Here is a 25,271-nt window from a genome sequence, read left to right on the forward strand (position 1 = left end):
CGCGAAGGTTGCGGTGGCCCGACGTAAAGAGTTGGCAATGTGTCGCATTATCGGTTGTGGATAAAAACGGGCAAACAATGCCCGGCCGCAGCACCGCTGGAACCCCCAGGGCCCCTTGTTCCCATGGGATTTCACCGACGGGGAGTGAGCGCCCGAAAGCGCGCGCACATCACCGGCCCGCCGGGACGGGGTCCTCCCCAGGGGTGAGGTCCCGTACTACTGCCCGGTGACGATCCTGACCTCCGCCGAGGCCTCCCCCGGCCCCGGACCGCTCTTGTCGTCGGCCGTGTGCCACGACCCCTCCGAGGTCCCCGCGGTCCATTCGCGTCCCGCGTACGACACCCGGTCGATGTGCAGGGCCGAGGAGTTGGCCACGGCCCAGTGAGCCAGCTCCCAGCCGCGGCGGAGCGTCCCCGACCCGGCGTCGGACCCCTCGCGCACGGGGACGGTCACGGTCCGGCCGGTGACCCCCTTGGCGGCGGGGGAGGCCGTCGAGCCCGTAGCGCCCGGGGAAGCCGGGGAAGTCGGTGAAGCCGAGGAGGCCGGTGCCGACGAAGCGGAGGAACCCTCGGCGTCCACGGTGGCGCCCGCCTCCTGGAGCACATCGCGCCCGAAGTCCCGGGCGAGCGCGGCACGCACCGGCGCCGGACCGCCCGCCGGGGTCGCGGCCGGGCGCCCCTGGCAGGTCAGCGTGGCCGCCGCGCGGCCGGTCAGGGCGGCGGCGAGCAGCGTGGCGTCCGGCTCGTGCTTCGCGTACGCCTGCGGAAAGCCGCTGTGCTGCACCCGCTGCGCGGCGACGGTGAGCGGCAGCCGCGAGTAGCCGGGCACCTTGGCCAGGTGCTCGTAGAAGACGCCCGCCGCGTACGTCGGGTCCATGATCTGTTTCCTGGTGCCCCAGCCCTGCGACGGGCGCTGCTGGAACAGACCGAGGGAGTCCCGGTCGCCGTGCCGGATGTTGCGCAGCCCCGATTCCTGGAGCGCCGTCGCGAGAGCGATGGCCACCGCCCGCTCGGGCATACCGCGCGAGGTGCCGATCGCCGAGATCGTCGCCGCGTTCACCGCCTGTTCGGGCGTGAACTCGTACGACGCGCCGTCACCGTTGCCGGAGACGACCTTGCACCGGGGCGCGCCCACGCCGCCCGTGAGGTACTGCACGCCGAGGTAACCCGCGACCGCGAGCAGGACCACGAGGGCCCCTCCGAAACGCAGGAGGCGACCGCGGCGCCGGACAGGAGTGGGGGACGGCTCAGACACGCGTACAAGGTACTGGAGAGCGCCGCGGGCGAACCGTGGGGCTGTGGACAACGGGAGCGCGGCCGGGGGATACGACCGCATCCGGCTGCTTTCGGGGCCTCCCGGCGGGGCGCGCTAGGGTCGAGGCCATGGCCGACACCCCGCTTGACCTCACCCTGGACGCAGCCGAGCTCACCGCGGCGCTCGTCGACTTCCGCTCGGAGAGCGGCACCGAGAAGCCGCTCGCGGACGCCGTCGAGAGGGCCCTGCGCGCCCTGCCGCATCTGAAGGTGGACCGGTACGGCAACAACGTCGTGGCCCGCACGGACCTGGGCCGCGCCGAGCGGGTCGTCCTGGCCGGTCACATCGACACCGTGCCGATCGCCGGCAACGTGCCCTCCCGCCTCGACGAGAACGGCGTGCTGTGGGGCTGCGGCACCTGTGACATGAAGTCGGGCGTCGCCGTCCAGCTCCGTATCGCGGCCACCGTCCCCGAGCCCAACCGTGACCTCACCTTCGTCTTCTACGACAACGAGGAGGTCGCGGCCGATCTGAACGGGCTGAAGCATGTGGCCGAGGCCCACCCCGAGTGGCTGCGGGGCGACTTCGCGGTCCTCCTGGAGCCCTCCGACGGACAGGTCGAGGGCGGCTGCCAGGGCACGCTGCGGGTCCTGCTGAAGACCAGGGGCGAACGGGCCCACTCGGCCCGGAGCTGGATGGGCTCGAACGCGATCCACGCGGCCTCCCCGATCCTGGCCGTCCTGGCCGCCTACGAGCCGCGCTACCCGGTGATCGACGGCCTGGAGTACCGCGAGGGCCTGAACGCGGTGAACATCTCCGGCGGGGTCGCCGGCAACGTCATCCCCGACGAGTGCGTCGTCACCGTCAACTTCCGCTACGCGCCCGACCGCACCGAGGAGGAGGCGATCGAGCACGTCCGCGAGGTCTTCGCCGACTGCGGTGTGGAGGAGTTCGTCGTCGACGACCACAGCGGTGCCGCCCTCCCCGGGCTCTCCCACCCGGCCGCCGCCGCGTTCATCGAGGCGGTGGGGGGCACCCCGCAGCCCAAGTACGGCTGGACGGACGTCTCCCGCTTCAGCGCGCTCGGCATCCCCGCTGTCAACTACGGCCCCGGCAATCCGCACCTGGCGCACAAGCGGGACGAACGGGTGGAAACAGCCAAGATCCTCGCGGGCGAGCGGCGACTGCGCGACTGGCTCACCGCCTGAGCGGTCGGGCGTACCCGTCGGCGGTTCATGGCGGACATGCCGACGTCCCCCCGCCGTAACCAGCGGAGATCTACTCTGGGGCGGAACGACCTTCCCCCGCACCGGCCTCGGGCCGGAGCGGGGGAGATCCGTACGCGGAGGGAGTGGACATGGCTACTGGCGACCCGAGGGGCAAGAAGCGGCCACCGGAGGAGCAGCGGCTCGGCCCGGTGCTGCGCAGGCGGGATCAGGTCCAGGCGAGCACCACGGACCAGCGGCTGCTGGACGCGGGCGGCCCCTCCGACTGGGTGCACACCGATCCCTGGCGGGTCCTGCGCATCCAGTCGGAGTTCATCGAAGGCTTCGGCACGCTGGCCGAACTCCCGCCCGCGATCAGCGTGTTCGGCTCAGCCCGGACATCGGCGGACTCGCCCGAGTACGAGGCGGGCGTCGCTCTCGGCCGGGGCCTGGTCGAGGCCGGGTTCGCGGTGATCACCGGTGGTGGACCGGGTGCCATGGAGGCCGCCAACAAGGGTGCCTGCGAGGCCAAGGGCATCTCCGTCGGCCTCGGTATCGAGCTCCCCTTCGAGCAGGGGCTGAACCAGTACGTCGACATCGGCCTGAACTTCCGGTACTTCTTCGTCCGGAAGATGATGTTCGTCAAATACGCGCAGGGATTCGTGGTCCTGCCCGGCGGTCTCGGCACCCTCGACGAACTCTTCGAGGCGCTCACCCTGGTCCAGACCCAGAAGGTCACCCGCTTCCCCATCGTGCTGTTCGGCACGCAGTACTGGGGCGGCCTCGTCGACTGGCTCAAGAACACCCTCATCGCCCAGGGCAAGGCGTCGGAGAAGGATCTGATGCTGTTCCACCTGACCGACGAGGTGGACGAAGCGGTGGCGCTGGTGTCGAAGGAGGCGGGCCCCCGCTAGAGGCCTTCAGAGGCCTTCTCCCACGGCTCTAGGGCTCCACGGGCCGGGGGCACGGGACGGGCTGCCGAGTCGGCCCCTCCCGTGCGCCCGCGCGGTCCGTCCGCTACGCCAGCCCGCGCCGGGCCACCGCCGGCGGCCGGTGCCCGGCGATCGACGCGACCATGTCCAGGACCTGACGGGTCTCCGCGACCTCGTGGACGCGGTACACCTGCGCCCCCAGCCACGCCGAGACCGCGGTCGTCGCCAGCGTTCCGAGGACCCGCTCCTTGACCGGCCTGTCGAGCGTCTCGCCCACGAAGTCCTTGTTGGAGAGGGAGACGAGAACCGGCCACCCGGTGGAGACCATCTCCCCGAGCCGCCGTGTCGCCTCCAGACTGTGCCGGGTGTTCTTCCCGAAGTCGTGTCCCGGATCGATGAGCACCGACTCGCGGGGCACCCCCAGAGCCACGGCGCGCTCCGCGAGGCCCAGCGTGACCCGCAGGATGTCGGCCATCACGTCGTCGTAGGCGATCCGGTGCGGGCGCGTGCGCGGCTCAGACTCCCCGGCGTGCGTGCACACGAGCCCCACCCCGTACCGGGCGGCCACCTCTGCCAGGCGCGGATCGACCCCGCCCCAGGCGTCGTTGAGCAGATCGGCGCCGGCCTCGCAGACCGCCTCGCCGACCTCGTGCCGCCAGGTGTCGACGCTGATGACCACGTCAGGGAAGCGGCGGCGCACCTCGGCGACGAAGCCGACCGTCCGGCGCGCCTCCTCCTCGGCGGTGACCTCCTCGCCCGGTCCGGCCTTGACCCCGCCGATGTCGATGACGGCGGCGCCCTCGGACACCGCCTGCTCCACGCGCGCGAGCGCGGGCTCGTCGCGGAAGGTGGCCCCCTGATCGTAGAAGGAGTCCGGGGTCCGGTTCACGATCGCCATGATCACCGGCTCGTGCGCGTCGAATTCGCGCCTGCCCAGCCTGAGCATCCCCTGTGACCTCTCCCAGTAAGTCGCACCGATAAGCCGCCTGCGACCTTAGCTGTCACACTCGCATGGCACGATCGGAGCCTGACACCTCTGGCGTCAGACTGCCTTCGTCAGCACCAGTACTTTCGCGCCGACGCGACCCGCGCCGGCCCCGGAGCGTGGGGACCTCAGCGATGTTCATGTTCTTGTTCCTGGTCGTCGCCCTCGCCGTCGTGGTCGCCGCGGTGACCCTGTCCGTGGTGGGCGGCGGCGAGAGCGCGCCCCTTGCCGACGCCGAGCCCGAGCGGCTGCGCGATCCGCTGCCGTACGACCGTCCGGTGCACAAGGGTGACGTGGACGCCCTGCGTTTCGCCGTCACCGTGCGCGGCTACCGCATGGCGGACGTCGACGACGCGCTGGGCCGTCTCGGCGCCGAGATCGGCGAGCGGGACGCCCGGATCGCCGACCTGGAGGCCGCGCTCGCCGGCGCCCGCGCGGCGAGCGGCACCACCTCGCTGCGCAAGCACCCCGGGGACGAGCGGTGAGCGGGGCGCTGGCCGGAACCGACGGCGCGCTGCGCTGCCCCTGGGCGCTGTCCACCGAGGACTACGTGGCCTATCACGACGAGGAGTGGGGCCGGCCCGTCCGCGGCGACGACGCCCTCTACGAGCGGCTGTGCCTGGAGGCGTTCCAGTCGGGGCTGTCCTGGATCACGATCCTGCGCCGCCGCTCCGGCTTCCGCGCGGCCTTCGCGGACTTCGAGATCGCCAAGGTCGCCCTGTTCACGGAGGCCGACGAGGAGCGCCTGCTCGCCGACCCGGGAATCATCCGCAACGGCGCCAAGATCCGGGCGACCGTCGCCAACGCGCGCGTGCTGGCCGAATGGGCCCCGGGCGAGCTGGACGAGCTCGTCTGGTCCTTCGCCCCCGACCACGCCTCGCGGCCGGCCCCGGAGAAGCTCTCCGACGTACCGGCCGTCACCGACGAGTCGACGGCTCTGTCCAAGGCGCTCAAGAAGCGCGGCATCCGCTTCGTGGGCCCGACGACGGCGTACGCCCTGATGCAGGCGTGCGGCCTGGTGAACGACCACCTGGCGGACTGCGTGGTGCGCGACGACTGCTGACCGGGCCGCTCTTCCCGGGGTGCGGAGATGCCCGCCGCGGACCACGCGCGGCCCGCGGCGGACGCCTTCGGACGGTCAGCGCCCCAGGTACTTGGGCTTCTCCTTGTTCACGAACGCCTGGACCGCGATGGCGTGGTCCTCGGAGGCACCGGCACGCCCCTGGAGTTCGTCCTCCTTCTCCAGGGTCTCCTCCAGCGAGTGGGTGAGCCCGAAGGCGACGGACTCCTTCAGGGCGGCGTACGCCAGCGTCGGCCCGGCGGCCAGCGCCCGCGCCACCTTCTCCGCCTCGGCGCGCACCTTGCCGGCCGGAACCAGCCGGTTCGCGATGCCCAGCTCGTACGCCTCCTGGGCGCTGATGCTGCGCGGGAAGAGCAGCAGGTCGGCGGCACGGCTCGGGCCGATCACCCGGGGCAGCGTCCAGGAGATCCCCGAGTCGGCGGTCAGCGCGACTCCGGCGAAGGACGTGTTGAAGGCGGCCGTGTCGGCGACGACGCGGTAGTCGGCGGCGAGCGCGAAACCGAACCCGGCCCCGGCCGCGACACCGTTGACCCCGGCCACCACGGGCTTCGCGGCGCCGGTCAGCGCCCGCACGATGGGGTTGTAGTGCTCGCGCACGGTGCTCATCGTCCCGCCCGACCCCGACTCCCTGTCGGCGGCCAGCAGCCCGATGTGCTCCTTGAGGTCCTGGCCGACGCAGAACGCCCGGTCACCGGCCGCGGTCAGCAGGATGGCCCGTACGGCGTCGTCCGCGGCGGCGGCCTGGGCCGCGTCCCGGAAGGCGACCTTGGTCTCGACGTTCATCGCGTTCATCGCCTCGGGGCGGTTCAGCGTGATGGTCGCGAGTCCGTCGCTCACCTCGTAGAGCACGGTGTCGGCCATGGTGGGTCCCTTCCGGGGTCGCGGCTCGTCGTACCGGCCGGTACGACCTGTCTCCGATGACAGCATGGCGGATGTCACCCGCGGTGGCGCGGGGCCTCCATGTGACCTGCGTCAAAGAATTCCGTGCCGCGGACGTCGTTGCGGCGGCGCAGTATCGCAGTCACATCGCCGAATTGGGTGGTTTTGCTCAAGCGCGTTGCGCAAGCGATGCCGACTGATGTTGGTCATCAGGTCCTGAGATGCGAGATAATGGCCTGGAAGCAATGTGTTCGATGCCGGTGACGTGTGTCCTATGAGGGGACGTGCGTGCCCTCGGAGGGGGCCGTCGGCGACGATGAGCTGGTTTCAGGAAGGGGAACGAGCATGGCGGCCATGAAGCCGCGGACGGGCGATGGCCCGCTCGAGGTGACCAAGGAGGGGCGGGGCATCGTCATGCGCGTTCCGCTCGAAGGCGGCGGTCGGCTTGTCGTCGAGCTGACCCCTGACGAGGCTGACGCTCTCGGCGACGCCCTCAAGAAGGTCGTCGGCTGACGCGGAACGCGACCCAAACCCCTTTCGGCTTCCCCGGCACCGCACATGGTGCCGGGGAAGCTGTTTTTCCGGGCGTACGGGACCGCCGCGCCGCTCGGCCGGCAGGGATCGGGCACGGTGGAAGGCCAGGTCGGAGGCACCCTGCGGGCAGCGGACCGGGCCGCGGACCGGCCGACGGGCCGGGCGGCGGAATCAGCGCTTGACCGCGCACAGCAGGCCGTCGCCCACCGGCAGCAGCGACGGCACCAGCTCCTGGCTCTCGCGCACCGCGCGCAGCAGCTCGCGCAGCCGGCTCACCTCGACCGGCTGCGGTCCCGAGTCCACGGTGCGGCCGTCCGCGAAGACGCCCTCGAAGGCGACGAGCCCGCCCGGACGCAACAGGCGCAACGATTCAGCGAGGTAGTCGAGGCTCTCGAGCCGGTCACCGTCGCAGAAAACGAGGTCGTATCCGGCGTCCGCGAGACGGGGCAGCACATCCAGCGCCCGGCCCGGGATGAAGCGCGCCCGGTTGCTGGCGAACCCGGCGGCACGGAAGGCCTGGCGGGCGAACTGCTGGCGCTCCGGCTCCGGATCCACGGTGGTCAGTACCCCGTCCGGCCGCATGCCGTGCAGAAGATGAATTCCGGAGACGCCGGTGCCGGTACCTATCTCGGCGACCGCCTTCGCGTCCACGGTGGCGGCGAGCAGGCGCAGCGCGGCGCCCGTGCCGGGCGTCACCGAGCGCAGGCCCGCCTCGTGGGCCCGGTCCCGCGCCCATCGCAGCGCCTCGTCCTCGGCGACAAAGGCGTCGGCGAACGCCGCCCAGCTCGTCTGCCGGTTGCCGGTAATGACCCTCTCCTGTCCCCGTGGTTGCCTGGGCGTGACTGTATCCGTTGGTGCCGGGAACCTGCGGATGGGACCGGGCGTTTAGAAGGGTGGGAGAACCGAGCGGGGGGAAGTCGATGAGTCGGTACACGGAGCGGGTCCGCGGGCGGGCGTCGGCGGACCCATATGAGCCCGTATCAAATTCCCGTAAAACCGCTTATCCGGAGCTAACGGGCGAGGTGGCTATGGTAGGGGCTCCACTGGACACCACCAGAGCCGACAGGGGAGGTGCGGCTGCGCCTGTGGATCGGGGAGGAGTGCTGCGGCGCCTGCTCAGATCGACGGGTGAGCCGAAATCCGTGACCGACAACGCTGACCAGCTCCCCGTTGCTGCCCCGGCGCAGACCGCGACGTTCACCACCGACGCGGAGCCGCAGGCATGGACTCCGCCCACCTGGGAGGAGATCGTCAGCACGCACAGCGGTCGCGTCTACCGTCTCGCCTATCGCCTCACGGGCAACCAGCACGACGCCGAGGACCTCACCCAGGAAGTCTTCGTCCGCGTCTTCCGCTCGCTGTCGACCTACACGCCCGGCACCTTCGAGGGCTGGCTCCACCGCATCACCACGAACCTCTTCCTCGACATGGTCCGGCGCAAGCAGCGCATCCGCTTCGACGCCCTCGGCGACGACGCGGCCGAGCGGCTGCCCAGCCGCGAGCCCTCCCCGCAGCAGGTCTTCAACGACGCGCACTTCGACGCCGACGTCCAGCAGGCGCTGGACACCCTCGCGCCCGAGTTCCGCGCCGCCGTCGTCCTCTGCGACATCGAGGGACTGTCCTACGAGGAGATCGCCGCGACCCTGGGCGTCAAGCTCGGCACGGTCCGCTCCCGGATCCACCGCGGCCGCTCCCAGCTGCGCAAGGCCCTGGCACACCGGTCTCCCGAGGCCCGCGCCGAGCGTCGCTCGTTCGCGGCCCGTGTGCCCGTGCTGGGGGGAGGAGGCGCGACCGCGTGAGTGGAACCCGTCCCACCCCTGCAGAGCAGCACCTCGGGGACCGACTTTCCGCCCTGGTGGACGGAGAGCTCGGTCATGAGTCGCGCGACCGCGTCCTGGCCCACCTCGCCACCTGCGCGAAGTGCAAGGCCGAGGCCGACGCCCAGCGCCGACTGAAGAACGTCTTCGCGGAGATGGCCCCGCCGCCGCCCTCCGAAAGCTTCCTCGCCCGCCTCCAGGGACTCCCCGGGGGAGGCGACTCCGACAGTCCGCGGCTGAACGGAGGCGGCTTCGGCGGCGGACTGCCCGGCGGCTCCACGGGTCACGGACTGCCCGGCGTCTTCGGCATGCGGGGCGAACCCTTCGGGTACGTCCCGGCCGGACCGCACGCCGATGTGCTGCCCCCCGCTCCGGGGCGCGGCTTCCGTATCCATGACGTCAGCCGTCACGAGGCCGAGCGGTCCGCCTCGCGCGGGCTGCGGTTCGCCTTCGTCGCCGCGGGCGCGGTGTCGCTCGCGGCCGTCGCGCTCGGCGGGGTGACCACCGGTCTGCCCGGTGACACGGACGCGCGCGGAGGAGCCGGCGCCGGCAGCAATGTGACGCCGTCCCGGTCCCAGGGCGCGGGAGCGACCTCGACTCCCGAGTCGCAGCGCCGCCGGTCCGCCGGTCCGCTGCTCACCCAGGGCGAGCGGTCGCTCGGCAACGGTCCGGTGGCACCGACCGGGGTGTCCGCCCCGCTGCTGCCCGGAGTTCCCGCTCCGGCCGGCCGCGGCCAGGACGCCGTGCACACGCTCACGACACCGGTGGTCGCCGGTGCCGCCGCGATGTCCCCGCTCATACGTCCGCTCACCGAGGTCCAGCCGCCCGCGGCGACCCAAGCTCCGGGCCTGCTCGCCGCCCCCGCCGTGACACCGTCCCCCACCTCGTCCCCGTCCCCCACCCCTCATCAGGCTCACTGACACCGCACTCTGCGCGGCGGCCCGGGAACCTGGTTGAATCCGGGGAGGGCCGCGTCCGCGGGAGGGATCACGGACGCGGAGTCGACCAGTCTGTGGTGGCCGTCGGCGCGCTGCGCCGCGGGCCAGGTGTGGGGAGAGCATGAACGAGGGCAGGCCCACGAAGGCGAACCGGTGGAGTCGACCCCGGCCCGAGGACGCGGGCGCGGACACCGCGCCGGCCGGCCTCACGGAACCGGATTCCCCCCACCCCGCCGCCTCCCGGAACGCCGCGAGCGGCGCCGGGCCGAGCACGCCCCAGGAGCGGACACAGGCCACCCCGGCCGTCACCCGGGCCGAGGCGGCCGCCCCGGCCGACGGGACGGCCCCCGCGGGCGCCGTCCCGGCCCAGGGAGGCGCGCCCGACGACGCCCTGCCCCTGCCCCTCGTACCGGAACCGGAAGCCTCAGGGCCTCCGAACCCGATGTCCCCCGTGCCCCCGCCTCCCGCCGGCCCCGCCACCGTCCTTCCCGCCCCGGCCGGGTCCGACGGTCCCGTCGAGTCCGACTCACCCGATCCCTGGCGGAACTACGACCCCTGGGCCGCGCCCGGATCCCCGCGGCACCCCGACCACCTCGCCCGGAGCGGACCCGGCGGACCCCTCCAGCAGAACGGCGTCGCCGTGCCCACCGTGGCGGAGCGGCGCCGAAGGGCGAGGAAGGCCCTGGTGCTCGCCGCCGTCGCGCTCGCGCTGGCGTCCGGGGGCGTGGGCGGCGTCGTGGGGGCCTATCTGGAGCGGAACGGGGGACTGACGGACATCGAGCTGCCGCAGGCCGCCAAGGAGGCCCCGGGGCGTGCCCCGGACAGCGTCGCCGGAATCGCGGCGCACGCGCTGCCCAGCGTCGTCACCCTGCATGTGCACGGGAGCGAGGAGGACGGCACCGGCACCGGGTTCGTGCTCGACGGCGAGGGACACATCCTCACCAACAACCACGTGATCGAACCCGCCGGCGGCAGCGGCACGATAACCGTGACGTTCAGCGGCGGCCAGACCGCGAAGGCCCGGGTCGTCGGACACGACAGCGGCTACGACCTCGCCGTGGTCAAGGTCTCCGGGGTCCGCGGGCTCGCGCCCATGCCGCTGGGCAACTCGGACAGCGTCCAGGTCGGCGACCCCGTCGTCGCCATCGGCGCGCCCTTCGACCTCGCCAACACGGTCACCTCCGGGATCATCAGCGCCAAGGACCGGCCCATCACGGCGGGCGGCGAGGCGGGCGACGGCACCGACGTCTCGTACGTGGACGCCCTCCAGACCGACGCGCCGATCAACCCCGGCAACTCGGGCGGGCCGCTGCTCGACTCCCGGGCCCGTGTCATCGGCATCAACAGCGCCATCCGTTCCGCCGACAGCGGCTCCGACCTGGGGACCGGTCAGGCCGGATCCATCGGGCTGGGCTTCGCGATCCCCGTCAACCAGGCCAAGCGCGTCGCGGAAGAGCTCATCAACACCGGCAGGGCCACCCACCCCGTGATCGGTGTCACGCTCGACATGAACTACTCGGGTGACGGAGCGCGGGTGGGCATGAAGGCCGCCGGGGGCGGTGCGCCCGTCACGCCCGGCGGTCCCGGAGCCGAGGCGGGCATCAGGGCCGGCGACGTCATCACCGAGGTCGACGGCACGCGTGTCCACTCCGGTGAGGAACTCATCGTGAAGACCCGCGCCCACCGGCCCGGCGACCGCCTCCGGCTGACCGTCAGGCGGGGCGGCACGAACCGGACGATCACCCTGGTCCTCGGTTCGGCGAACGGCGGCTGAGGGCCGCGGCCCCGGGGGCCGCGAGTGACATGAACCTCACAGTCGAGAACGATGTCGCAGCTCGGCACGGCAAACATCGTGGAAAACCCGCGCCGTACCCGAAGCCGGGAACCCCGGGACAGTTCCGGACGGACGGTGGCGCCGGGTACCGTGGGACGCGGCCCGGACCGCGGAAGACCCCCGAGGGCCGTGGACCGAGGGCATCGCGAGGAGCTATCAGGTGTTCAACGACGTAGGACCGCTTGAGCTGGTGACGCTGATCGTCCTGGCCGTGCTCGTCTTCGGTCCCGAAAAGCTCCCGAAGATGATTCAGGACGTCACGCGCACGATCCGCAAGATCCGTGAGTTCTCGGAGAGCGCCAAGGCGGACATCCGCGACGAACTCGGCCCGGAATTCAAGGACTTCGAGTTCGAGGACCTCAACCCCAAGACGTTCATACGCAAGCAGCTGGACAATGACGAGCTGGGGCTCAAGGAGATCCGCAACGGCTTCGACCTGAAGAAGGAGATGGCCGAGGTCACGGACCCGGCGCACAGCCGTGAGTCCGACTCCTCCGCGGCGGGCGGGTCCGCCGGCGGCTCCGTCGACATGACGAAGAAGCGCGAGAAGCTCGACGCCGACGAGCACCCGCCCTACGACGCCGACGCCACCTGATCCGTACGGCGCCGTCCGATCCCGGCGGCGCCGTCCGATCCGGGTACGGCAGTCATGACCCTCACGGGTCCCCGAGCCCGGCCCTCGGCGGGTGGATCCGGCGCGCGAACGGGTGCCCCGCGGGCCGTGGACGGGCCCCGCGCGGTCCGAATACGCCCTTAGTACGTCTTACGCGCCGGGCGGTTTAGCCTCTGCCCGGAGCGGGGTGGCTATGCTGCCCAGTTGTTGTGCGGACCGACAAGGTCGCCCGAGGGGGGTGGGCCGCCCGGTCCGACGAGAGCGAGGAGGCGTCCGGCAGATGGAGACGACAAGTCGGGTAGGCGCGCAGGCGCCGGCCGCGGAGGGCGGACAACAGGTCCCCTTCGCCCGGCGTACGGTCGACGGCTACCTGCTGGCGCCCTTTCCCTGGTACGGCCTCGACGAGGCCTTCACGGGGCAGCGCTGGCTGATGCAGGTGGGCACCTCCGCGGACGGCGCGGTCGAGCACGGTTCGGTCGGGCACGGGGACGAACCCTCGGTGCGCCCCGAGCCGGGCGAGGACAAGGAGCGGTTCGCGGTGGTGGTCACCGTCGCCGCCAGCCCCGTACGGCGCAGCGCGGACGGCACGGGACTGCTGGAGGCCACCTCGGTGTCCTCGGCGGCGTGGCTGGCCGGTGTGGGGCTGCTGTCCTTCACCTGGCCCGGCCAGATGGACCACACCCTGCGCGACGACTGGCTGGACCAGCAGACCGAGACCGCGTGGGTGCTGGCCGACGACCTGGACGGTGCGGACTGGTCCACCCTGTCCCTGCCCGTGGACGGCGTTCCCACGGCCTTCCACTACCGCGAGTCCGAGTTCGGCTGGGTCCTCGCGGGTTCCACCCAGGAAGGCGTCCACGTGGGCGCGTACGGCCGGGGGATGAGCGCGTACGGGCTCGGCTTCGCGATGATCAAGGACATCGCCGCATACGACCGCTAAGGCCCTGGCAGCGGCCACGAGGTCCCCCGGGACCACGACAGGCACCCACAAGCGCCACAGGGGCCCCTGGCGGCCGCTCACCGGCAGCCTGCTGTCCGCGTCGGCGGGTTACCCGGCCGCTACGAGGAAGGGGGCGCCGTCCGCACGGACGGCGCCCCCTCCTTCGTACCGGCGGCGCCGGGGTCTCCCGCGGGAGACCCCGGGTCCCGGAACGCGTCCGGGTCCTAGAACTTGTTGCGCGGGGTGATGCCCAGCGACATGCCCGACAGGCCGCGCTGACGGCCGCCCAGCTTGCCCGCGATGGCGCGCAGGGCCGCGCCGGCGGGGGAGTCGGGGTCGGTCAGGACGACCGGCTTGCCCTCGTCGCCGCCCTCGCGCAGGCGGACGTCGATCGGGATGGAGCCGAGGACCGGGACCGTCGCTCCGGTGGTGCGGGTCAGGCCGTCGGCGACCGACTGGCCGCCACCGGTGCCGAACACGTCGACCATCTCGTCGCAGTGCGGGCAGGGCAGCCCCGACATGTTCTCGACGACGCCCACGATCTTCTGGTGGGTCTGCACGGCGATGGAGCCGGCCCGCTCGGCGACCTCGGCCGCCGCCTGCTGCGGGGTCGTGACGACCAGGATCTCGGCGTTCGGGACGAGCTGGGCGACGGAGATCGCGATGTCGCCGGTGCCCGGCGGGAGGTCCAGGAGCAGGACGTCCAGGTCGCCCCAGTACACGTCCGCCAGGAACTGCTGGAGCGCGCGGTGGAGCATCGGGCCGCGCCAGACCACCGGCGCGTTGCCCGGGGTGAACATGCCGATGGAGATGACCTTCACGCCGTGCGCGGACGGCGGCATGATCATGTTCTCGACCTGGGTCGGCTTGCCGTCCGCGCCCAGCATGCGCGGCACCGAGTGGCCGTAGATGTCGGCGTCCACGACGCCGACCTTGAGTCCGTCGGCGGCCATCGCGGCCGCCAGGTTCACGGTGACCGAGGACTTGCCGACGCCGCCCTTGCCGGAGGCCACCGCGTACACACGGGTGAGCGAGCCGGGCTTGGCGAAGGGCACCTCGCGCTCGGCGGTGCCGCCCTTCAGCGCGGTCGCCAGCTCACGGCGCTGCTCGTCGCTCATCACGTCGAGTTCGACGTCGACACCGGTGACGCCCTCGACCCGCGAGACCGCCTCCGTCACCCGCTGGGTGATCGTGTCGCGCATCGGGCAGCCGGAGACCGTGAGGTACACCGCGACCGCGACCATGCCATCCGCGCCGATCTCCACCGATTTGACCATCCCCAGTTCGGTGATGGGTCGGTTGATCTCGGGGTCGTTCACCGTCGCCAGTGCTTCACGCACCGCGTCTTCCGTAGCCATAGGGACGATGGTACGGCGCGACCCATGCGCCCCGGAAAGCCCTGTCACCGGTCGTCTACGTCACGTCCCTGCGACCGTTCCGCCGGGAATACGGCCCGTCCGTCCCCGTGACCGTCGGGGTAGCGGTCCTCCAGCTCCTTGACCAGGTCTTCGAGCTCGGAGCGGATCCAGTCGCGGGTGGCGACCTCGCCGAGGCCCATCCGCAGCGCGGCGATCTCGCGGGTGAGGTACTCGGTGTCGGCGATGGAGCGCTCGTTCTGCTTGCGGTCCTGTTCGAGGTTGACCCGGTCGCGGTCGTCCTGCCGGTTCTGCGCGAGCAGGATCAGCGGGGCGGCGTAGGAGGCCTGGAGCGACAGCATCAGGGTCAGGAAGATGAACGGGTAGTTGTCGAAGCGCAGGCCGTGCGGAGCGAAGGCGTTCCAGACCACCCACATGATGATGACGATCGTCATCCAGACGAGGAACCGCCCGGTGCCGAGGAAGCGGGCGATGCGTTCCGAGAACCGTCCGAAGGCCTCCGGGTCCCACTCGGGCAGCAGTCTGCGCCGCGGCGGCTTCGGCTGGTCGAGCCGGGTGCGCGGGCGGGAGGCCGCCGTCGCCCCCGTGGCGGCCCGCTCACGGGCCTCACGGTCAGGCGCCATGGCGTCCCTCTCCGCCTCGCGGGCCGTCCGGCTCCCCGAGGGCGTCCTCGGGGCCGTCCGCCGGGCCGGTCCCGTTCTCGTCGCGGGACTCGTCGAGCTCGTCGCGCTCCGCGTGCATGCTGTCGTGCACACCCTCGTCGAGGTGGAACTCCGTCTCCCGCCAGTCCTCGGGCAGCATGTGGTCCAGTACGTCGTCCACGGTCACCGCCCCGAGCAGCGAGCCGCTCTCGTCGACGACGGGGGCCGCGACCATGTCGTACGTCGCGAAGAACCCGGCGACCACCGGCAGCTCGTCCTCCGGGGCCAGCGGATGGAGGTCGTCGTCGACGAGCGAGCCGACCAGGGTGGGCGGCGGATCGCGCAGCAGCCGCTGGAAGTGCACCGCGCCCAGGTACTTGCCCGTCGGCGTCTCGTCCGGCGGGCGGCACACGTACACCTGGGCGGCGAGCGCGGGGGAGAGGTCGGGGTTGCGGACCCGGGCGAGCGCGTCGGCGACGGTCGCGTCGGGCCGCAGCACGATGGGCTCGGTGGTCATGAGACCACCCGCCGTCCGTTCCGCGTACGCCATCAGCCGCCGGACGTCCGCCGCCTCGCCGGGCCGCATCAGCCTCAGCAGCCGCTCCACGTCCTCGGTGGGCAGTTCGGCGAGCAGGTCGGCCGCGTCGTCGGGGTCCATCGCCTCCAGGACGTCCGCCGCGCGCTCCTCCTTGAGCTTGCCGAGGATCTCGATCTGGTCGTCCTCGGGCAGCTCCTCCAGGACGTCGGCCAGACGGTTGTCGTCGAGCGCGGCGGCCACCTCGCCGCGCCGCTTCGGCGACAGGTGGTGCAGCACGTTCGCGAGGTCGGCGGGCCGCAGCTGCTCGAAGGTGGCGAGCAGGCTCTCCGCGCCCTGTCCGTGCTCCTCCAGCGAGAATCCGGTGACGGAGGACCAGTCGACCGTCATCGTCTCGCCCTTGGAGCGCCGGAAGGCGCCGCCGCGGCCCTTGCGGACGAAGACCCGGCCGATCTCCCACTCCCTGCGGGCCGGGAGCTGCTGGATCGACACGTCGAGGACCGTCACCTCCTCGCCCGTCTCGACGAGGGTCACGAGCCGGTCCAGCAGTTCGCCGAAGACGAGCCGTTCGGTGGGCCGCTGCTCGAAGCGGCGCACGTTCAGGACGCCGGTCGTGATGACCTGGCCGGACTCGATGCCGGTCACCCGGGTCATGGGCAGGAAGATCCGGCGGCGCGTGGACAGTTCGACGACGAGGCCGAGCATGCGCGGCGGCCGCCGTCCGACGCGCAGCATAGCGACGAGGTCCCGCACACGGCCCACCTGGTCGCCGTTCGGGTCGAAGACGGCGACGCCGGACAGGTGCGAGACGAAGATCCGGGGGGCGGCCGCTGCCATGCGCGCGCCTCCTTCGCTTCGATGCGTTCTGTGCCGGTCTGTCCGCTCGGGTGGGCTTCAGGCTAGCCCGTCCCGGTCGGGTACGCCCTGGTGGGCGGTCCGGACGGACTGCCTCCGCCGGGCGGCCTGCGCACCGGTACGCTGCCGTACGCCGTTGGAGGACCGTGCACGAGAGGCAGCCCCACCTGTGACCGCAATTCCCCAGGGCCGTACCCGCAGAGCCGTGACGGCGGCCGCGATCTGCGCACTGGCCGTGACAGCGACGGGGCTGACGGGGTGCGGCAGCGAGGACCCGGACGCGGGCACGAACGGGGTCGGCAAGCTGTCCGCGACCGCCATCCAGGCGAAGGCGAAGAAGGCGGCCGACAAGGCGCCGACCGTGCGGCTCTCCGGGACCGTCGTCTCGGGCGGCACCACCTACACCCTCGACATGCGCCTCAAGTCCGACGGCGGCACCGGTTCGGTCACTTCCAAGGGGGGCGGTTTCCGGCTGCTGCGGGTCGGCGAGCACCTCTTCCTCAAGGCGGACGCCGCGTTCTGGGCCCACGAGGACGGCGAGAGCGACGGCAAGCCGACGGACACGGCGGCGGCCGACAAGCTGGAGGGCATGTACGTGAAGGTGCCGACCGGCGACCCCGCGTACAAGCGCTTCAGCGGCTTCACCGACAAGGACGTCCTGCTCGACGGGCTGCTCAGTCTGCACGGCGCCCTCGCCAAGGACGGCCATCACGAACAGTCCGGTGTCCGCACGATCCGCATCACCGGCGGCAAGGGCTCGGGCGGAACCCTGGACGTCTCGCTCCAGGGCACCCCGTACCCGGTCCTGCTCGGACGCGCGGGCAACGCCGGCACCCTCAGTCTGACCGACTGGGGCAAGGACTTCCCGCTCGCGGAACCGCCGAAGAAGGACACGGTCGACTACGGGCAGCAGCTGCCCTCGTCGTGACCCGCTCATGACCCGCCCGGTCCACGACCACGGGCGGCGACGGCCCTCGTCGTGAACCCGCACGGTCCGCGGGACGGGGCCGCACGGCCCCCGGTGGCAGACAGTCGCCCGTCGTACGGCAGGCAGTCGCCCGTCGTACGGCAGACGGGCAAGGCCGGACGGGCCCCAGCCGCGCCGGACTGGCCTCAGCCGCGCTTGCGCCGCTTCAGCAGGAGACGGGGCAGCGCCGCCGGGGCCGGCCGGCGGGTCGTCGCCGGGCTCGGCAGCGGACGTGCGGCGAGCGAGCCCTCGGGCGGCTCGGCGATCGCGCCCGTCGGTTCCAGGCGCACCACCCGGCATTCGCGCGCCCAGCGCTCCGGCATGGCCTCGCCGTCCGGGGCGTTCAGCCGCTTGCCCTTGAGCTCTCCGACGGCCGCGTCCCACTCCGGGGTGTTCGCGGTGAGTTCCACGACCGTGGCGGACCAGGTGACGAGCCGTCCGCCCTTGTCCTTGCTGCGGACGGTGACGACGGCGCGCCCTCCGGCGGCCAGCCCCGGCAGCGGCTGCTCGCCCGGCCCGTCGCCGACCAGGCAGGCCGCGCCCTCGTGCCACACGTGCCACAGCGCGCGGGTGGGCGCCTCCTCGCCCGGACCGGCCGGCGAGGGCGCCGCGGCGCCCCGTACCCAGATCAGCCCGGACTTCTTGGTGGCCTCCTCGACGAGGGCCTGGTCGAGCAGCTCTTGCGTCATGGGGCCCAGACTATCCAGCCCGTCCTACAGCCAGCCGTTGCGCTTCAGGATCCGGTGGATCGTGAGACAGAGCCCGACCGTGATCCCCATGACCACGGGGTACCCGTAGCGGGCGTGCAGCTCGGGCATGTGCTCGAAGTTCATGCCGTACACGCCACAGACCATCGTCGGTACGGCGACGATCGCGGCCCACGAGGTGATCTTGCGCATGTCCTCGTTCTGCGCCACGGAGGCCTGCGCGAGGTTGGCCTGGAGGATCGAGTTGAGCAGTTCGTCGAAGCCGAGGACCTGCTCCTGCACGCGCGCGAGGTGGTCGGCGACATCACGGAAGTACTTCTGGATGTCGGGGTCGATCAGCCGCATCGGGCGCTCGCTCAGCAGCTGCATGGGGCGCAGCAGCGGCGACACCGCCCGCTTGAACTCCAGTACCTCGCGCTTGAGCTGGTAGATCTGCCCGGCGTCCGTGCCGCGCGGGGTGCCCTTGCGGCCCGGCGAGAACACCTCGGTCTCGACCTCGTCGATGTCGTCCTGCACGGCGTCCGCGACCGCGATGTAGCCGTCGACGACATGGTCGGCGATCGCGTGCAGCACCGCCGAGGGGCCCTTGGCGAGCAGTTCGGGGTCGTCCTGGAGGCGGTGCCGCAGCGCGCGCAGCGACCCCTGCCCGCCGTGCCGGACGGTGATGAAGAAGTCCCCTCCGGTGAAGCACATGACCTCGCCGGTCTCGACGATCTCGCTGGTCGCCGTCAGCCGGTCGTGCTCGACGTAGTGGATGGTCTTGAAGACGGTGAACAGGGAGTCGTCGTAGCGCTCCAGCTTGGGCCGCTGGTGGGCCTGGACGGCGTCCTCCACGGCCAGCGGGTGCAGTCCGAACTCCCGGGCGATACCGGCGAATTCGTCCTCGGTGGGCTCGTGCAGACCGATCCACACGAACCCGCCGTCGCGCCGCACCTGGCGCATGGCCTCCTGCGGTGTGAGCGGGGTGCGGGTCGCGACGCGGGCGCCGTCACGGTAGACGGCGCAGTCGACCACGGCCGAGGGGGTGGCCGGGTCGCGGGTGGTGTCGTACGAGCCACTGTCCTTGATGCGCAGGGAGGGACGGGGGCGGACCGCGGCGCGCAGGTCACGGATCATCGACATGGCAGGCTCCTTCTCGCGGGCGGAGGCGGCCGGCGACGGTTGGAACTACCCGGAATGGGGACGTCCTGACTGCGGATGTTTGGCACGTCCACAAAGCGGGGAGCACCGCACCGTCGCGGTGGCAGCTTCGCTGTTGATTCAGATCGGACAGATCAGGGGTTCAGATCGGACAGATCAGGCGGAAACGAAGCGCTCTTCCGTGGTGCACCGGGCGGCATTGACACGTATGCACACGATTGCGGGAGGCGGCAGCCGGAAGGGCTGAAAAACCCAGCGGAACCAGCTACGGACTCAGCGACCGGAAGAGCGGGTGGTACTGCACGATCGACTTCGATCCATTGCAGCCCCACCTCCTCCGGTCGGTCCCCCGTGAGGGACGATCCTTCCCCCGAAGGGGAGTCTGTCTCCCTCCGAAGGGGAGTCAGATCAGTCTCAGTGCGTCGGAGTCCGGGAGCAACTCCCGCAGCGCCATGAGGGCCTGGGGGCCTTCAGTCATGCACTGCTCCGACCAGCGGCCAAGAGTATCAGCGCACCGATACGTCAAGGCCCCGCTTTGCGCGTTGTTGACCGGGGCCCGATGCGCGCAGGCTGAATTGACGCGGCCTATGCTCGGTTCATGGCTGATGTTCTTCCTCTGGTCGAGGCCCGTTTGCGCTCCGCGCTGGGCGAACCCGACGCGCGGGCCGCGGTCACCTTTCTGGGCACCGACCGCATCGAGGTGCTGCGCTTCACGGAGGGGGACATCGTCCGCTACGCCACGCTCGGCATGTCCGTCCAGCCGATGGCTGATCCCACCGCCGTGCTCGCCGATCCGGTGAAGGGCCCGCGCGCCGAACTGGTCCTCTCGGTCCGTCCGGCCGGGACCGACACCGACAAGGTGCTCCGCCCGCTGGCCGTGCTCGCCGCCTCTCCCCAGGTCGAGGGTCTGGTCGTGGCCCCCGGCGCCTCGCTCGACGTGGGTGAACCCCTGTGGCCCGGCGCGCCGTTCACCTCCGTCCTGGTCGCCGAATCCGGCGGCCTGGTGGAGGACCTGGAGCTCGACGCTCCCGCCGATCCCGTACGTTTCCTGCCGCTGCTCCCCATGACGCCCAACGAGGCCGCCTGGAAGCGCGTCCACGGCGCCGGCGCTCTCCAGGAACGCTGGCTGAACGGCGGAACGGACCTGCGCGATCCGCTGCGCAAGTCCGTTCCCCTGGACTGACCGATACCGGGACACCGTGTGTGACGGAGCGTCAATTCCCGTTCTCGATGACTCAGTTGGCGAAAGCGGCGACGCCGTCCTCGGTGGCGTGGACCGGCTCCAGCTCCTCCGCCCTCTCGGTGAGCGCCGCGCGCCGTACGTAGACCACCGCCGCGCCCAGCAGCGCGGTGACCGCGGCGACCACGAACGGGACGCGGATGTTGCTCCACTCCTCGATCTTCGGGGCGAAGTACGGCGCCGCCGCGGCCGCGAACCAGCGCACGAAGTTGTAGCCGGCGCTCGCCACGGGGCGCGGGGCGTCGGAGACCCCGAGGGCCAGCTCCGTGTAGACGGTGTTGTTCACGCCGATGAACGCGCCGGACAGGATCGTGCAGACGACGGCGGTGGTGTGGTCGCCGTACCCGAGGACGAACACGTCGGCGGCGAGCAGCACCAGGGAGCCGCCCAGCACCTTCAGCGAGCCGAACCGCGCCTGCATGCGCGGGGCCACGATCACCGAGAAGACCGCGAGCAGCAGACCCCAGCAGAAGAACACCGCGCCGGACCTGTACGGCGTCATGTTCAGTACGAACGGGGTGAAGGCCAGCACGGTGAAGAACGTGTAGTTGTAGAAGAACGCGGAGGCCGCGGCGGAGGCGAGGCCCTTGTGGCCGAGGGCGCGCAGCGGGTCGAGCAGTGAGGTCGCGCGCGCGGGCTTCGGCTGCTCCTTCAGGAACGCCGTGATGCACAGGAAGCCGATCGCCATCAGGAACGCGGTGCCGAAGAACGGGTAGCGCCAGCTCGCGTTGCCGAGCAGGGCTCCCAGCAGCGGCCCGCAGGCCATGCCGAGGCCCAGCGCGGACTCGTACAGCAGGATCGCGGCCGCGCTGCCGCCCGCCGCCGCGCCGACGATGACGGCGAGGGCGGTGGAGACGAACAGCGCGTTGCCGAGTCCCCAGCCGGCCCGGAAGCCGACGAGCTCGCCCACCGATCCCGAGGTTCCGGCCAGTCCGGCGAAGACCACGACGAGCGCCAGGCCGAGCAGCAGGGTCCTGCGGCCGCCGATCCGGCTGGAGACGAAGCCGGTCAGCAGCATCGCGAACGCGGTGATCAGGAAGTACGAGGTGAAGAGCAGGGACACCTGGCCCGCCGTGGCGTCGAGCCCCCGGGCGATGGACGGCAGGATCGGGTCGACGAGTCCGATGCCCATGAAGGCGACGACGGACGCCCCGGCGGTCGCCCAGACGGCCCTCGGCTGACGCAGGACGCCGCCCGCGCCGACGTCGAACGTGTCGCCCTCCGCGGGGCCTTCCGTGCTGTTGATCATGCCCGCTCCCTCACTGTGCACCGACTAGATCGTTGTCTTATACACACAATAAGTTAGCCGGACTAATAAATGCAAGATGCACGTAGTTTTTGGCGTGGCCGGCCCGCGCCGGACGGGTGATCGTCCTTGACGCGGGCAAAGACGGGGAGGACCGTTGGGCCCTATGAGGGGCGAACCCAGTTGCCCGAAGTGTGGTGGCCGGGTCAGGGCTCCCGGCCTCTTTGCCGATTCCTGGCAGTGTGATGTGCACGGCACGGTGCATCCGCTGCAGCCCGTGATCCCGCCCAGCGTCGAGGCCCTCGGTGTGGTCGTGCACCGCGCCCGGGTACCGGTGTGGATGCCGTGGCCGCTGCCGGTCGGCTGGCTGTTCACCGGAGCGGCGTTCGCGGGGGACGACCGCAGCGGCGGCAGGGCCACCGTCATCGCCTGCTCCGGGCCCGGACCGCTGGGCGGGATGGGTGAGCTGATCCTCGTCGCCGAGGAACTGGGCGTCGGCCTCGGCGCGCGGTACGCGGGCATGGACGGACCCGACCCCGGCCCGTACATGAGCGTCGAGAAACCGCCGCAGGCGAAGGTCCTCGCGGCGGGCCGGCCCACCCCGCTCTGGCACGTCTCCGGCTCGCCCGACGACCGCGCCGTCTTCGCGGGCGAGGCGCTGGGGCTGTGGCTGTGGGCCGTCGTCTGGCCCGAGCAGACCGGACTGCTGATGTACGACGAACTGGTCCTGACCGATCTGCGCGACGCGGGCGCCGAGGTCGACCTGCTGCCGTGCGGCGCGCTGTCGCCGCGCATCCTGGAGCCGTAGGGCGGCGTGGCGCGGTGCCGGGGTGCGGCGTGCCCGGACGTCGGAGTGGGCGCACCTCGGACGCCGACCCGGACGTGCCCGGACGCCGGCCAGGGGTGCACCTTGGACGCCGGCCCGGGGTGTGCCGGGACTCCGGCCCGGGGCGCGCCCGGATGCCGGAGCGGGCGTGCCTGGACGCCCGAGTGGGCGGTGCCCGGACGTCGGCGTGGGGCGCGCTCGGGTGCCGGGAAGTGTAGGGGGTGCTCCCCTGGTACGGGTGTGACATTGGGGGGCCGATTCCCGCTATCCTTGAGCGTCCCGCCCGTTCCGTCACCGCCTGGAGTCACGCGTAGTGCGCATCGATCTGCACGCCCACTCCACCGCCTCCGACGGCACGGACACCCCGGCGGAGCTGGTGCGCAACGCGGCCGCCGCCGGTCTGGACGTCGTCGCGCTGACCGACCACGACACCACGCGCGGATACGCCGAGGCGCTCGCCGCGCTCCCCGAGGGACTCACCCTCGTCACGGGCGCCGAGCTCTCCTGCCGGATCGACGGCATCAGCATGCACATGCTGGCCTACCTGTTCGACCCCGAGGACCCCGCACTGCTCGCCGAGCGCGAACTGGTACGGGACGACCGGGTGCCGCGTGCCCAGGGCATGATCGCCAGGCTCCGGGAGATCGGCGTGCCGATCACCTGGGAGCAGGTGGCGCGCATCGCGGGCGACGGATCGGTCGGGCGCCCGCACATCGCCTCCGCGCTGGTCGAACTTGGCGTCGTCGACAGCGTCTCCGACGCTTTCACCGAGCAGTGGCTGGCCGACGGGGGGCGCGCCTACGTCCCCAAGCACGAGACCGACCCCTTCGAGGCGATCCGGCTGGTCAAGGGCGCCGGAGGCGTCACCGTCTTCGCTCACCCCGCCGCCGCCAAGCGGGGCCGGACCGTGCCGGACTCGGTGATCGCCGAGCTGGCCGGAGCGGGCCTCGACGGCATCGAGGTCGACCACATGGACCATGAACCGGCCACCCGGGCACGGCTGCGCGGTCTGGCCACCGAACTGGGGCTGCTGACCACGGGCTCGTCCGACTACCACGGCAGCCGCAAGACCTGTGTGCTCGGGGAGTTCACGACCGACCCCGAGGTCTACGGGGAGATCACCCGCCGCGCCACCGGGGCGTTCCCGGTACCGGGCGCGGGCGGAGCCTGAATCCCCGGACGTTCCCACCGGGCTTGACCGCGGCGGGGCCTGCCAGTTCGGTCAGGGCTGCGCCTCGCCCGTGTGCCTGGGGCGTTGCCTGGGTCTGGGCCCTGTGCCTGTGACTTCGGCTGTGACCGTGCCTGTGGCTGTGCCGGAGGCGCCGGCTGCGACCGTGGCTGTGATTCGGCTGCGATCCTGCCTGCGCCTGTGGCTGTGCCTGTGGCCGCGGTTGTCCTGATGCCGGTCCCGGTGGGCACGTGAGGTCGTACGCACCGGGCCTGTCCCGTAAGGCCCCTGCCGGGCGGCGCGGGCACCGACGCTCCCGCACTCTCCCGTACGGCCGGTCGTGCCGACGCGCCCCGCCCCGTGGAATGACCGCCCGACGCGGTGGCCGGAAAGCCCCGCCCCCGATCCCTGCCCTCACTCACCCTCTCGCAAGGCTTCTCCTCACCATGTTCGACGTCGCCGTCTTCGGCTCCCTCTTCCTCACGCTCTTCGTCATCATGGATCCCCCCGGGATCACCCCGATCTTCCTGGCGCTCACCGCGGGCCGCCCCGCCCGGGTACAGCGGCGGATGGCCGTCCAGGCGGTCTGCGTCGCCGGCGGTGTCATCACCGTCTTCGGGCTCCTCGGGCACCAGATCCTGGACTACCTGCACGTCTCCGTGCCCGCACTGATGATCGCGGGCGGACTGCTGCTCCTGCTCATCGCCCTCGACCTGCTCACCGGCAAGACGGACGAGCCGAAGCAGACCAAGGACGTCAACGTCGCCCTCGTCCCCCTCGGGATGCCGCTGCTCGCCGGGCCCGGCGCGATCGTGTCCGTGATCCTCGCGGTGCAGAAGGCCGACTCGGTCGCCGGTCAGGTCTCCGTGTGGACCGCGATCCTCGCGATCCACGTCGTGCTGTGGGTCGTGATGCGCTATTCGCTGCTGATCATCCGTGTCATCAAGGACGGCGGTGTGGTCCTGGTGACCCGGCTCGCGGGCATGATGCTCTCCGCCATCGCGGTGCAGCAGATCATCAACGGTGTCACGCAGGTGATCCGGGGGAGCTGACGGATCCCGCCGACACGCAGAGCCCCGCACGGCTTTCTCGCCGTGCGGGGCTCTGAAGTCTTTGAAGCATCTGCTGTCCGTCACGCGGTTCGTCCTGCGAGGCGCCTTCGGTGCGCCCCTGTACCGCGAAGCGGACGGTCGTCGTGTTACGAAGCGGTTGTGTCGGCCGGGCGGATCCACAGACGCTGCCCGATGGCGGCGGCCTGCTGAACGATCCGGTTGACGGAGGCGGCGTCTACGACAGTGCTGTCCACGGGCGTGCCGTCGACGTCGTCGAGTCGCATGATTTCGAAGCGCAAGGGCTTCTCCCTTCGTCTGGTCATCCTCCTGAGGAGAACTACTTGTGTCTGCCGAGCGAGGCACCACTGTCCTCGCTCACGTTGGAGTCAACGGGATGCGTGTTACAAACATTCCCTACGCTAAGGAAATTTTTCGAGAACCTAATTACCGGCGGGTAGTCCGGGTGGCGGAGACTGAACGGCGCCAGTTGTGTTCGCAGCGTGACC

The 25,271-nt window shown here is 71.6% G+C and carries 26 protein-coding genes; 15 read left to right on the forward strand and 11 right to left on the reverse strand.

Features of this window, described 5'->3' with window-relative positions:
* Positions 1–216 precede the first annotated feature (216 nt).
* Positions 217–1,254 carry a heavy metal transporter gene (locus OG485_RS27850; RefSeq protein WP_328671247.1) on the reverse strand — a complete coding sequence of 346 codons (1,038 nt, stop codon included), beginning with the start codon at positions 1,252–1,254 and terminating at the stop codon, positions 217–219.
* Positions 1,255–1,382: 128 nt separating this feature from the next.
* Here OG485_RS27850 and dapE point away from each other — a divergent pair, with 128 nt between their 5' ends.
* Both dapE and OG485_RS27860 read left to right on the forward strand, forming a co-directional pair.
* Positions 1,383–2,462 (forward strand): succinyl-diaminopimelate desuccinylase, encoded by a 1,080-nt coding sequence (dapE, locus tag OG485_RS27855; protein ID WP_328671248.1) that lies wholly within the window; start codon positions 1,383–1,385, stop codon positions 2,460–2,462.
* Positions 2,463–2,611: 149 nt separating this feature from the next.
* Positions 2,612–3,373 carry a TIGR00730 family Rossman fold protein gene (locus OG485_RS27860; RefSeq protein WP_328671249.1) on the forward strand — a complete coding sequence of 254 codons (762 nt, stop codon included), beginning with the start codon at positions 2,612–2,614 and terminating at the stop codon, positions 3,371–3,373.
* A 103-nt stretch (positions 3,374–3,476) separates the two neighbouring features.
* Here OG485_RS27860 and folP read toward each other — a convergent pair whose 3' ends face one another.
* On the reverse strand, positions 3,477–4,337 hold the full coding sequence (gene folP, locus OG485_RS27865) for a dihydropteroate synthase (protein WP_328671250.1): 861 nt from the start codon (positions 4,335–4,337) through the stop codon (positions 3,477–3,479).
* 173 nt (positions 4,338–4,510) lie between these two features.
* Between folP and OG485_RS27870 the strand changes: the two genes are divergently transcribed.
* On the forward strand, positions 4,511–4,861 hold the full coding sequence (locus OG485_RS27870; RefSeq protein WP_328671251.1) for a DivIVA domain-containing protein: 351 nt from the start codon (positions 4,511–4,513) through the stop codon (positions 4,859–4,861).
* Positions 4,858–5,439 carry a DNA-3-methyladenine glycosylase I gene (locus OG485_RS27875; protein WP_328671252.1) on the forward strand — a complete coding sequence of 194 codons (582 nt, stop codon included), beginning with the start codon at positions 4,858–4,860 and terminating at the stop codon, positions 5,437–5,439. The genes OG485_RS27870 and OG485_RS27875 overlap by 4 nt, the downstream gene beginning before the upstream one ends.
* 75 nt (positions 5,440–5,514) lie before the next feature.
* Here the strand turns inward: OG485_RS27875 and OG485_RS27880 are convergent, their stop codons facing one another.
* The gene (locus OG485_RS27880) at positions 5,515–6,318 is read right to left on the reverse strand and encodes an enoyl-CoA hydratase/isomerase family protein (protein WP_328671253.1); all 804 of its coding nucleotides are present in this window, start codon (positions 6,316–6,318) and stop codon (positions 5,515–5,517) included.
* A gap of 363 nt (positions 6,319–6,681) precedes the next feature.
* Here OG485_RS27880 and OG485_RS27885 point away from each other — a divergent pair, with 363 nt between their 5' ends.
* Positions 6,682–6,849, forward strand: a complete 168-nt coding sequence (locus OG485_RS27885) for a DUF3117 domain-containing protein (protein ID WP_003966491.1) — start codon at positions 6,682–6,684, stop codon at positions 6,847–6,849.
* A 192-nt stretch (positions 6,850–7,041) separates the two neighbouring features.
* Here OG485_RS27885 and OG485_RS27890 read toward each other — a convergent pair whose 3' ends face one another.
* Positions 7,042–7,743, reverse strand: coding sequence for an O-methyltransferase (locus tag OG485_RS27890; RefSeq protein ID WP_328458144.1), 702 nt, complete (start codon positions 7,741–7,743; stop codon positions 7,042–7,044).
* A gap of 227 nt (positions 7,744–7,970) precedes the next feature.
* Between OG485_RS27890 and sigE the strand changes: the two genes are divergently transcribed.
* From sigE to OG485_RS27915, 5 genes are all read left to right on the forward strand, one after another.
* Positions 7,971–8,669 (forward strand): RNA polymerase sigma factor SigE, encoded by a 699-nt coding sequence (gene sigE, locus OG485_RS27895; RefSeq protein WP_326790809.1) that lies wholly within the window; start codon positions 7,971–7,973, stop codon positions 8,667–8,669.
* Complete coding sequence (locus OG485_RS27900; RefSeq protein WP_328671254.1) at positions 8,666–9,607, forward strand: anti-sigma factor family protein; 942 nt, start codon at positions 8,666–8,668, stop codon at positions 9,605–9,607. Before sigE ends, OG485_RS27900 begins: the two co-directional genes overlap by 4 nt.
* A gap of 139 nt (positions 9,608–9,746) precedes the next feature.
* Positions 9,747–11,399 (forward strand): S1C family serine protease, encoded by a 1,653-nt coding sequence (locus OG485_RS27905; protein ID WP_328671255.1) that lies wholly within the window; start codon positions 9,747–9,749, stop codon positions 11,397–11,399.
* Between the two features lie 220 nt (positions 11,400–11,619).
* A complete protein-coding gene (locus OG485_RS27910) occupies positions 11,620–12,054 on the forward strand; it encodes a sec-independent translocase (protein ID WP_328671256.1) in 435 nt (144 codons plus the stop codon).
* Positions 12,055–12,352: 298 nt separating this feature from the next.
* Complete coding sequence (locus tag OG485_RS27915) at positions 12,353–13,012, forward strand: hypothetical protein (RefSeq protein WP_328671257.1); 660 nt, start codon at positions 12,353–12,355, stop codon at positions 13,010–13,012.
* A 224-nt stretch (positions 13,013–13,236) separates the two neighbouring features.
* Here the strand turns inward: OG485_RS27915 and OG485_RS27920 are convergent, their stop codons facing one another.
* The 3 genes from OG485_RS27920 to OG485_RS27930 are packed head-to-tail and all read right to left on the reverse strand — an operon-like array spanning position 13,237 to position 16,401.
* A complete protein-coding gene (locus tag OG485_RS27920; RefSeq protein ID WP_328671258.1) occupies positions 13,237–14,370 on the reverse strand; it encodes an Mrp/NBP35 family ATP-binding protein in 1,134 nt (377 codons plus the stop codon).
* Between the two features lie 44 nt (positions 14,371–14,414).
* Complete coding sequence (locus tag OG485_RS27925; RefSeq protein ID WP_328671259.1) at positions 14,415–15,011, reverse strand: DUF1003 domain-containing protein; 597 nt, start codon at positions 15,009–15,011, stop codon at positions 14,415–14,417.
* Positions 15,001–16,401, reverse strand: coding sequence for a magnesium transporter MgtE N-terminal domain-containing protein (locus OG485_RS27930; RefSeq protein WP_328671262.1), 1,401 nt, complete (start codon positions 16,399–16,401; stop codon positions 15,001–15,003). The genes OG485_RS27925 and OG485_RS27930 overlap by 11 nt, the downstream gene beginning before the upstream one ends.
* 187 nt (positions 16,402–16,588) lie before the next feature.
* On the opposite strand from OG485_RS27930, the gene OG485_RS27935 reads away from it, so the two are divergent.
* Entirely contained in the window at positions 16,589–17,347 is a 759-nt protein-coding gene (locus tag OG485_RS27935) for a hypothetical protein (protein ID WP_328671263.1), read from the forward strand.
* A gap of 185 nt (positions 17,348–17,532) precedes the next feature.
* Here the strand turns inward: OG485_RS27935 and OG485_RS27940 are convergent, their stop codons facing one another.
* The gene (locus tag OG485_RS27940) at positions 17,533–18,075 is read right to left on the reverse strand and encodes a hypothetical protein (RefSeq protein WP_328671265.1); all 543 of its coding nucleotides are present in this window, start codon (positions 18,073–18,075) and stop codon (positions 17,533–17,535) included.
* Between the two features lie 24 nt (positions 18,076–18,099).
* A complete protein-coding gene (locus tag OG485_RS27945) occupies positions 18,100–19,215 on the reverse strand; it encodes a magnesium and cobalt transport protein CorA (protein ID WP_328671267.1) in 1,116 nt (371 codons plus the stop codon).
* Positions 19,216–19,831: 616 nt separating this feature from the next.
* Here OG485_RS27945 and OG485_RS27950 point away from each other — a divergent pair.
* On the forward strand, positions 19,832–20,416 hold the full coding sequence (locus tag OG485_RS27950; protein ID WP_328671268.1) for a suppressor of fused domain protein: 585 nt from the start codon (positions 19,832–19,834) through the stop codon (positions 20,414–20,416).
* A gap of 52 nt (positions 20,417–20,468) precedes the next feature.
* On the opposite strand, the gene OG485_RS27955 is transcribed toward OG485_RS27950, so the two are convergent.
* Positions 20,469–21,722 (reverse strand): MFS transporter, encoded by a 1,254-nt coding sequence (locus OG485_RS27955; RefSeq protein ID WP_328671269.1) that lies wholly within the window; start codon positions 21,720–21,722, stop codon positions 20,469–20,471.
* Between the two features lie 163 nt (positions 21,723–21,885).
* Here OG485_RS27955 and OG485_RS27960 point away from each other — a divergent pair, with 163 nt between their 5' ends.
* From OG485_RS27960 to OG485_RS27970, 3 genes are all read left to right on the forward strand, one after another.
* Complete coding sequence (locus OG485_RS27960; RefSeq protein ID WP_328671270.1) at positions 21,886–22,527, forward strand: DUF6758 family protein; 642 nt, start codon at positions 21,886–21,888, stop codon at positions 22,525–22,527.
* A gap of 331 nt (positions 22,528–22,858) precedes the next feature.
* On the forward strand, positions 22,859–23,716 hold the full coding sequence (locus OG485_RS27965; RefSeq protein ID WP_328671271.1) for a PHP domain-containing protein: 858 nt from the start codon (positions 22,859–22,861) through the stop codon (positions 23,714–23,716).
* Positions 23,717–24,159: 443 nt separating this feature from the next.
* A complete protein-coding gene (locus OG485_RS27970) occupies positions 24,160–24,765 on the forward strand; it encodes a MarC family protein (protein ID WP_328671272.1) in 606 nt (201 codons plus the stop codon).
* A gap of 146 nt (positions 24,766–24,911) precedes the next feature.
* Here OG485_RS27970 and OG485_RS27975 read toward each other — a convergent pair whose 3' ends face one another.
* A complete protein-coding gene (locus OG485_RS27975; RefSeq protein ID WP_328674865.1) occupies positions 24,912–25,088 on the reverse strand; it encodes a hypothetical protein in 177 nt (58 codons plus the stop codon).
* Between the last annotated feature and the right edge of the window lie 183 nt (positions 25,089–25,271).

The organism is Streptomyces sp. NBC_00328, from assembly GCF_036139655.1.
In the GTDB taxonomy this organism is placed as follows: domain Bacteria; phylum Actinomycetota; class Actinomycetes; order Streptomycetales; family Streptomycetaceae; genus Streptomyces.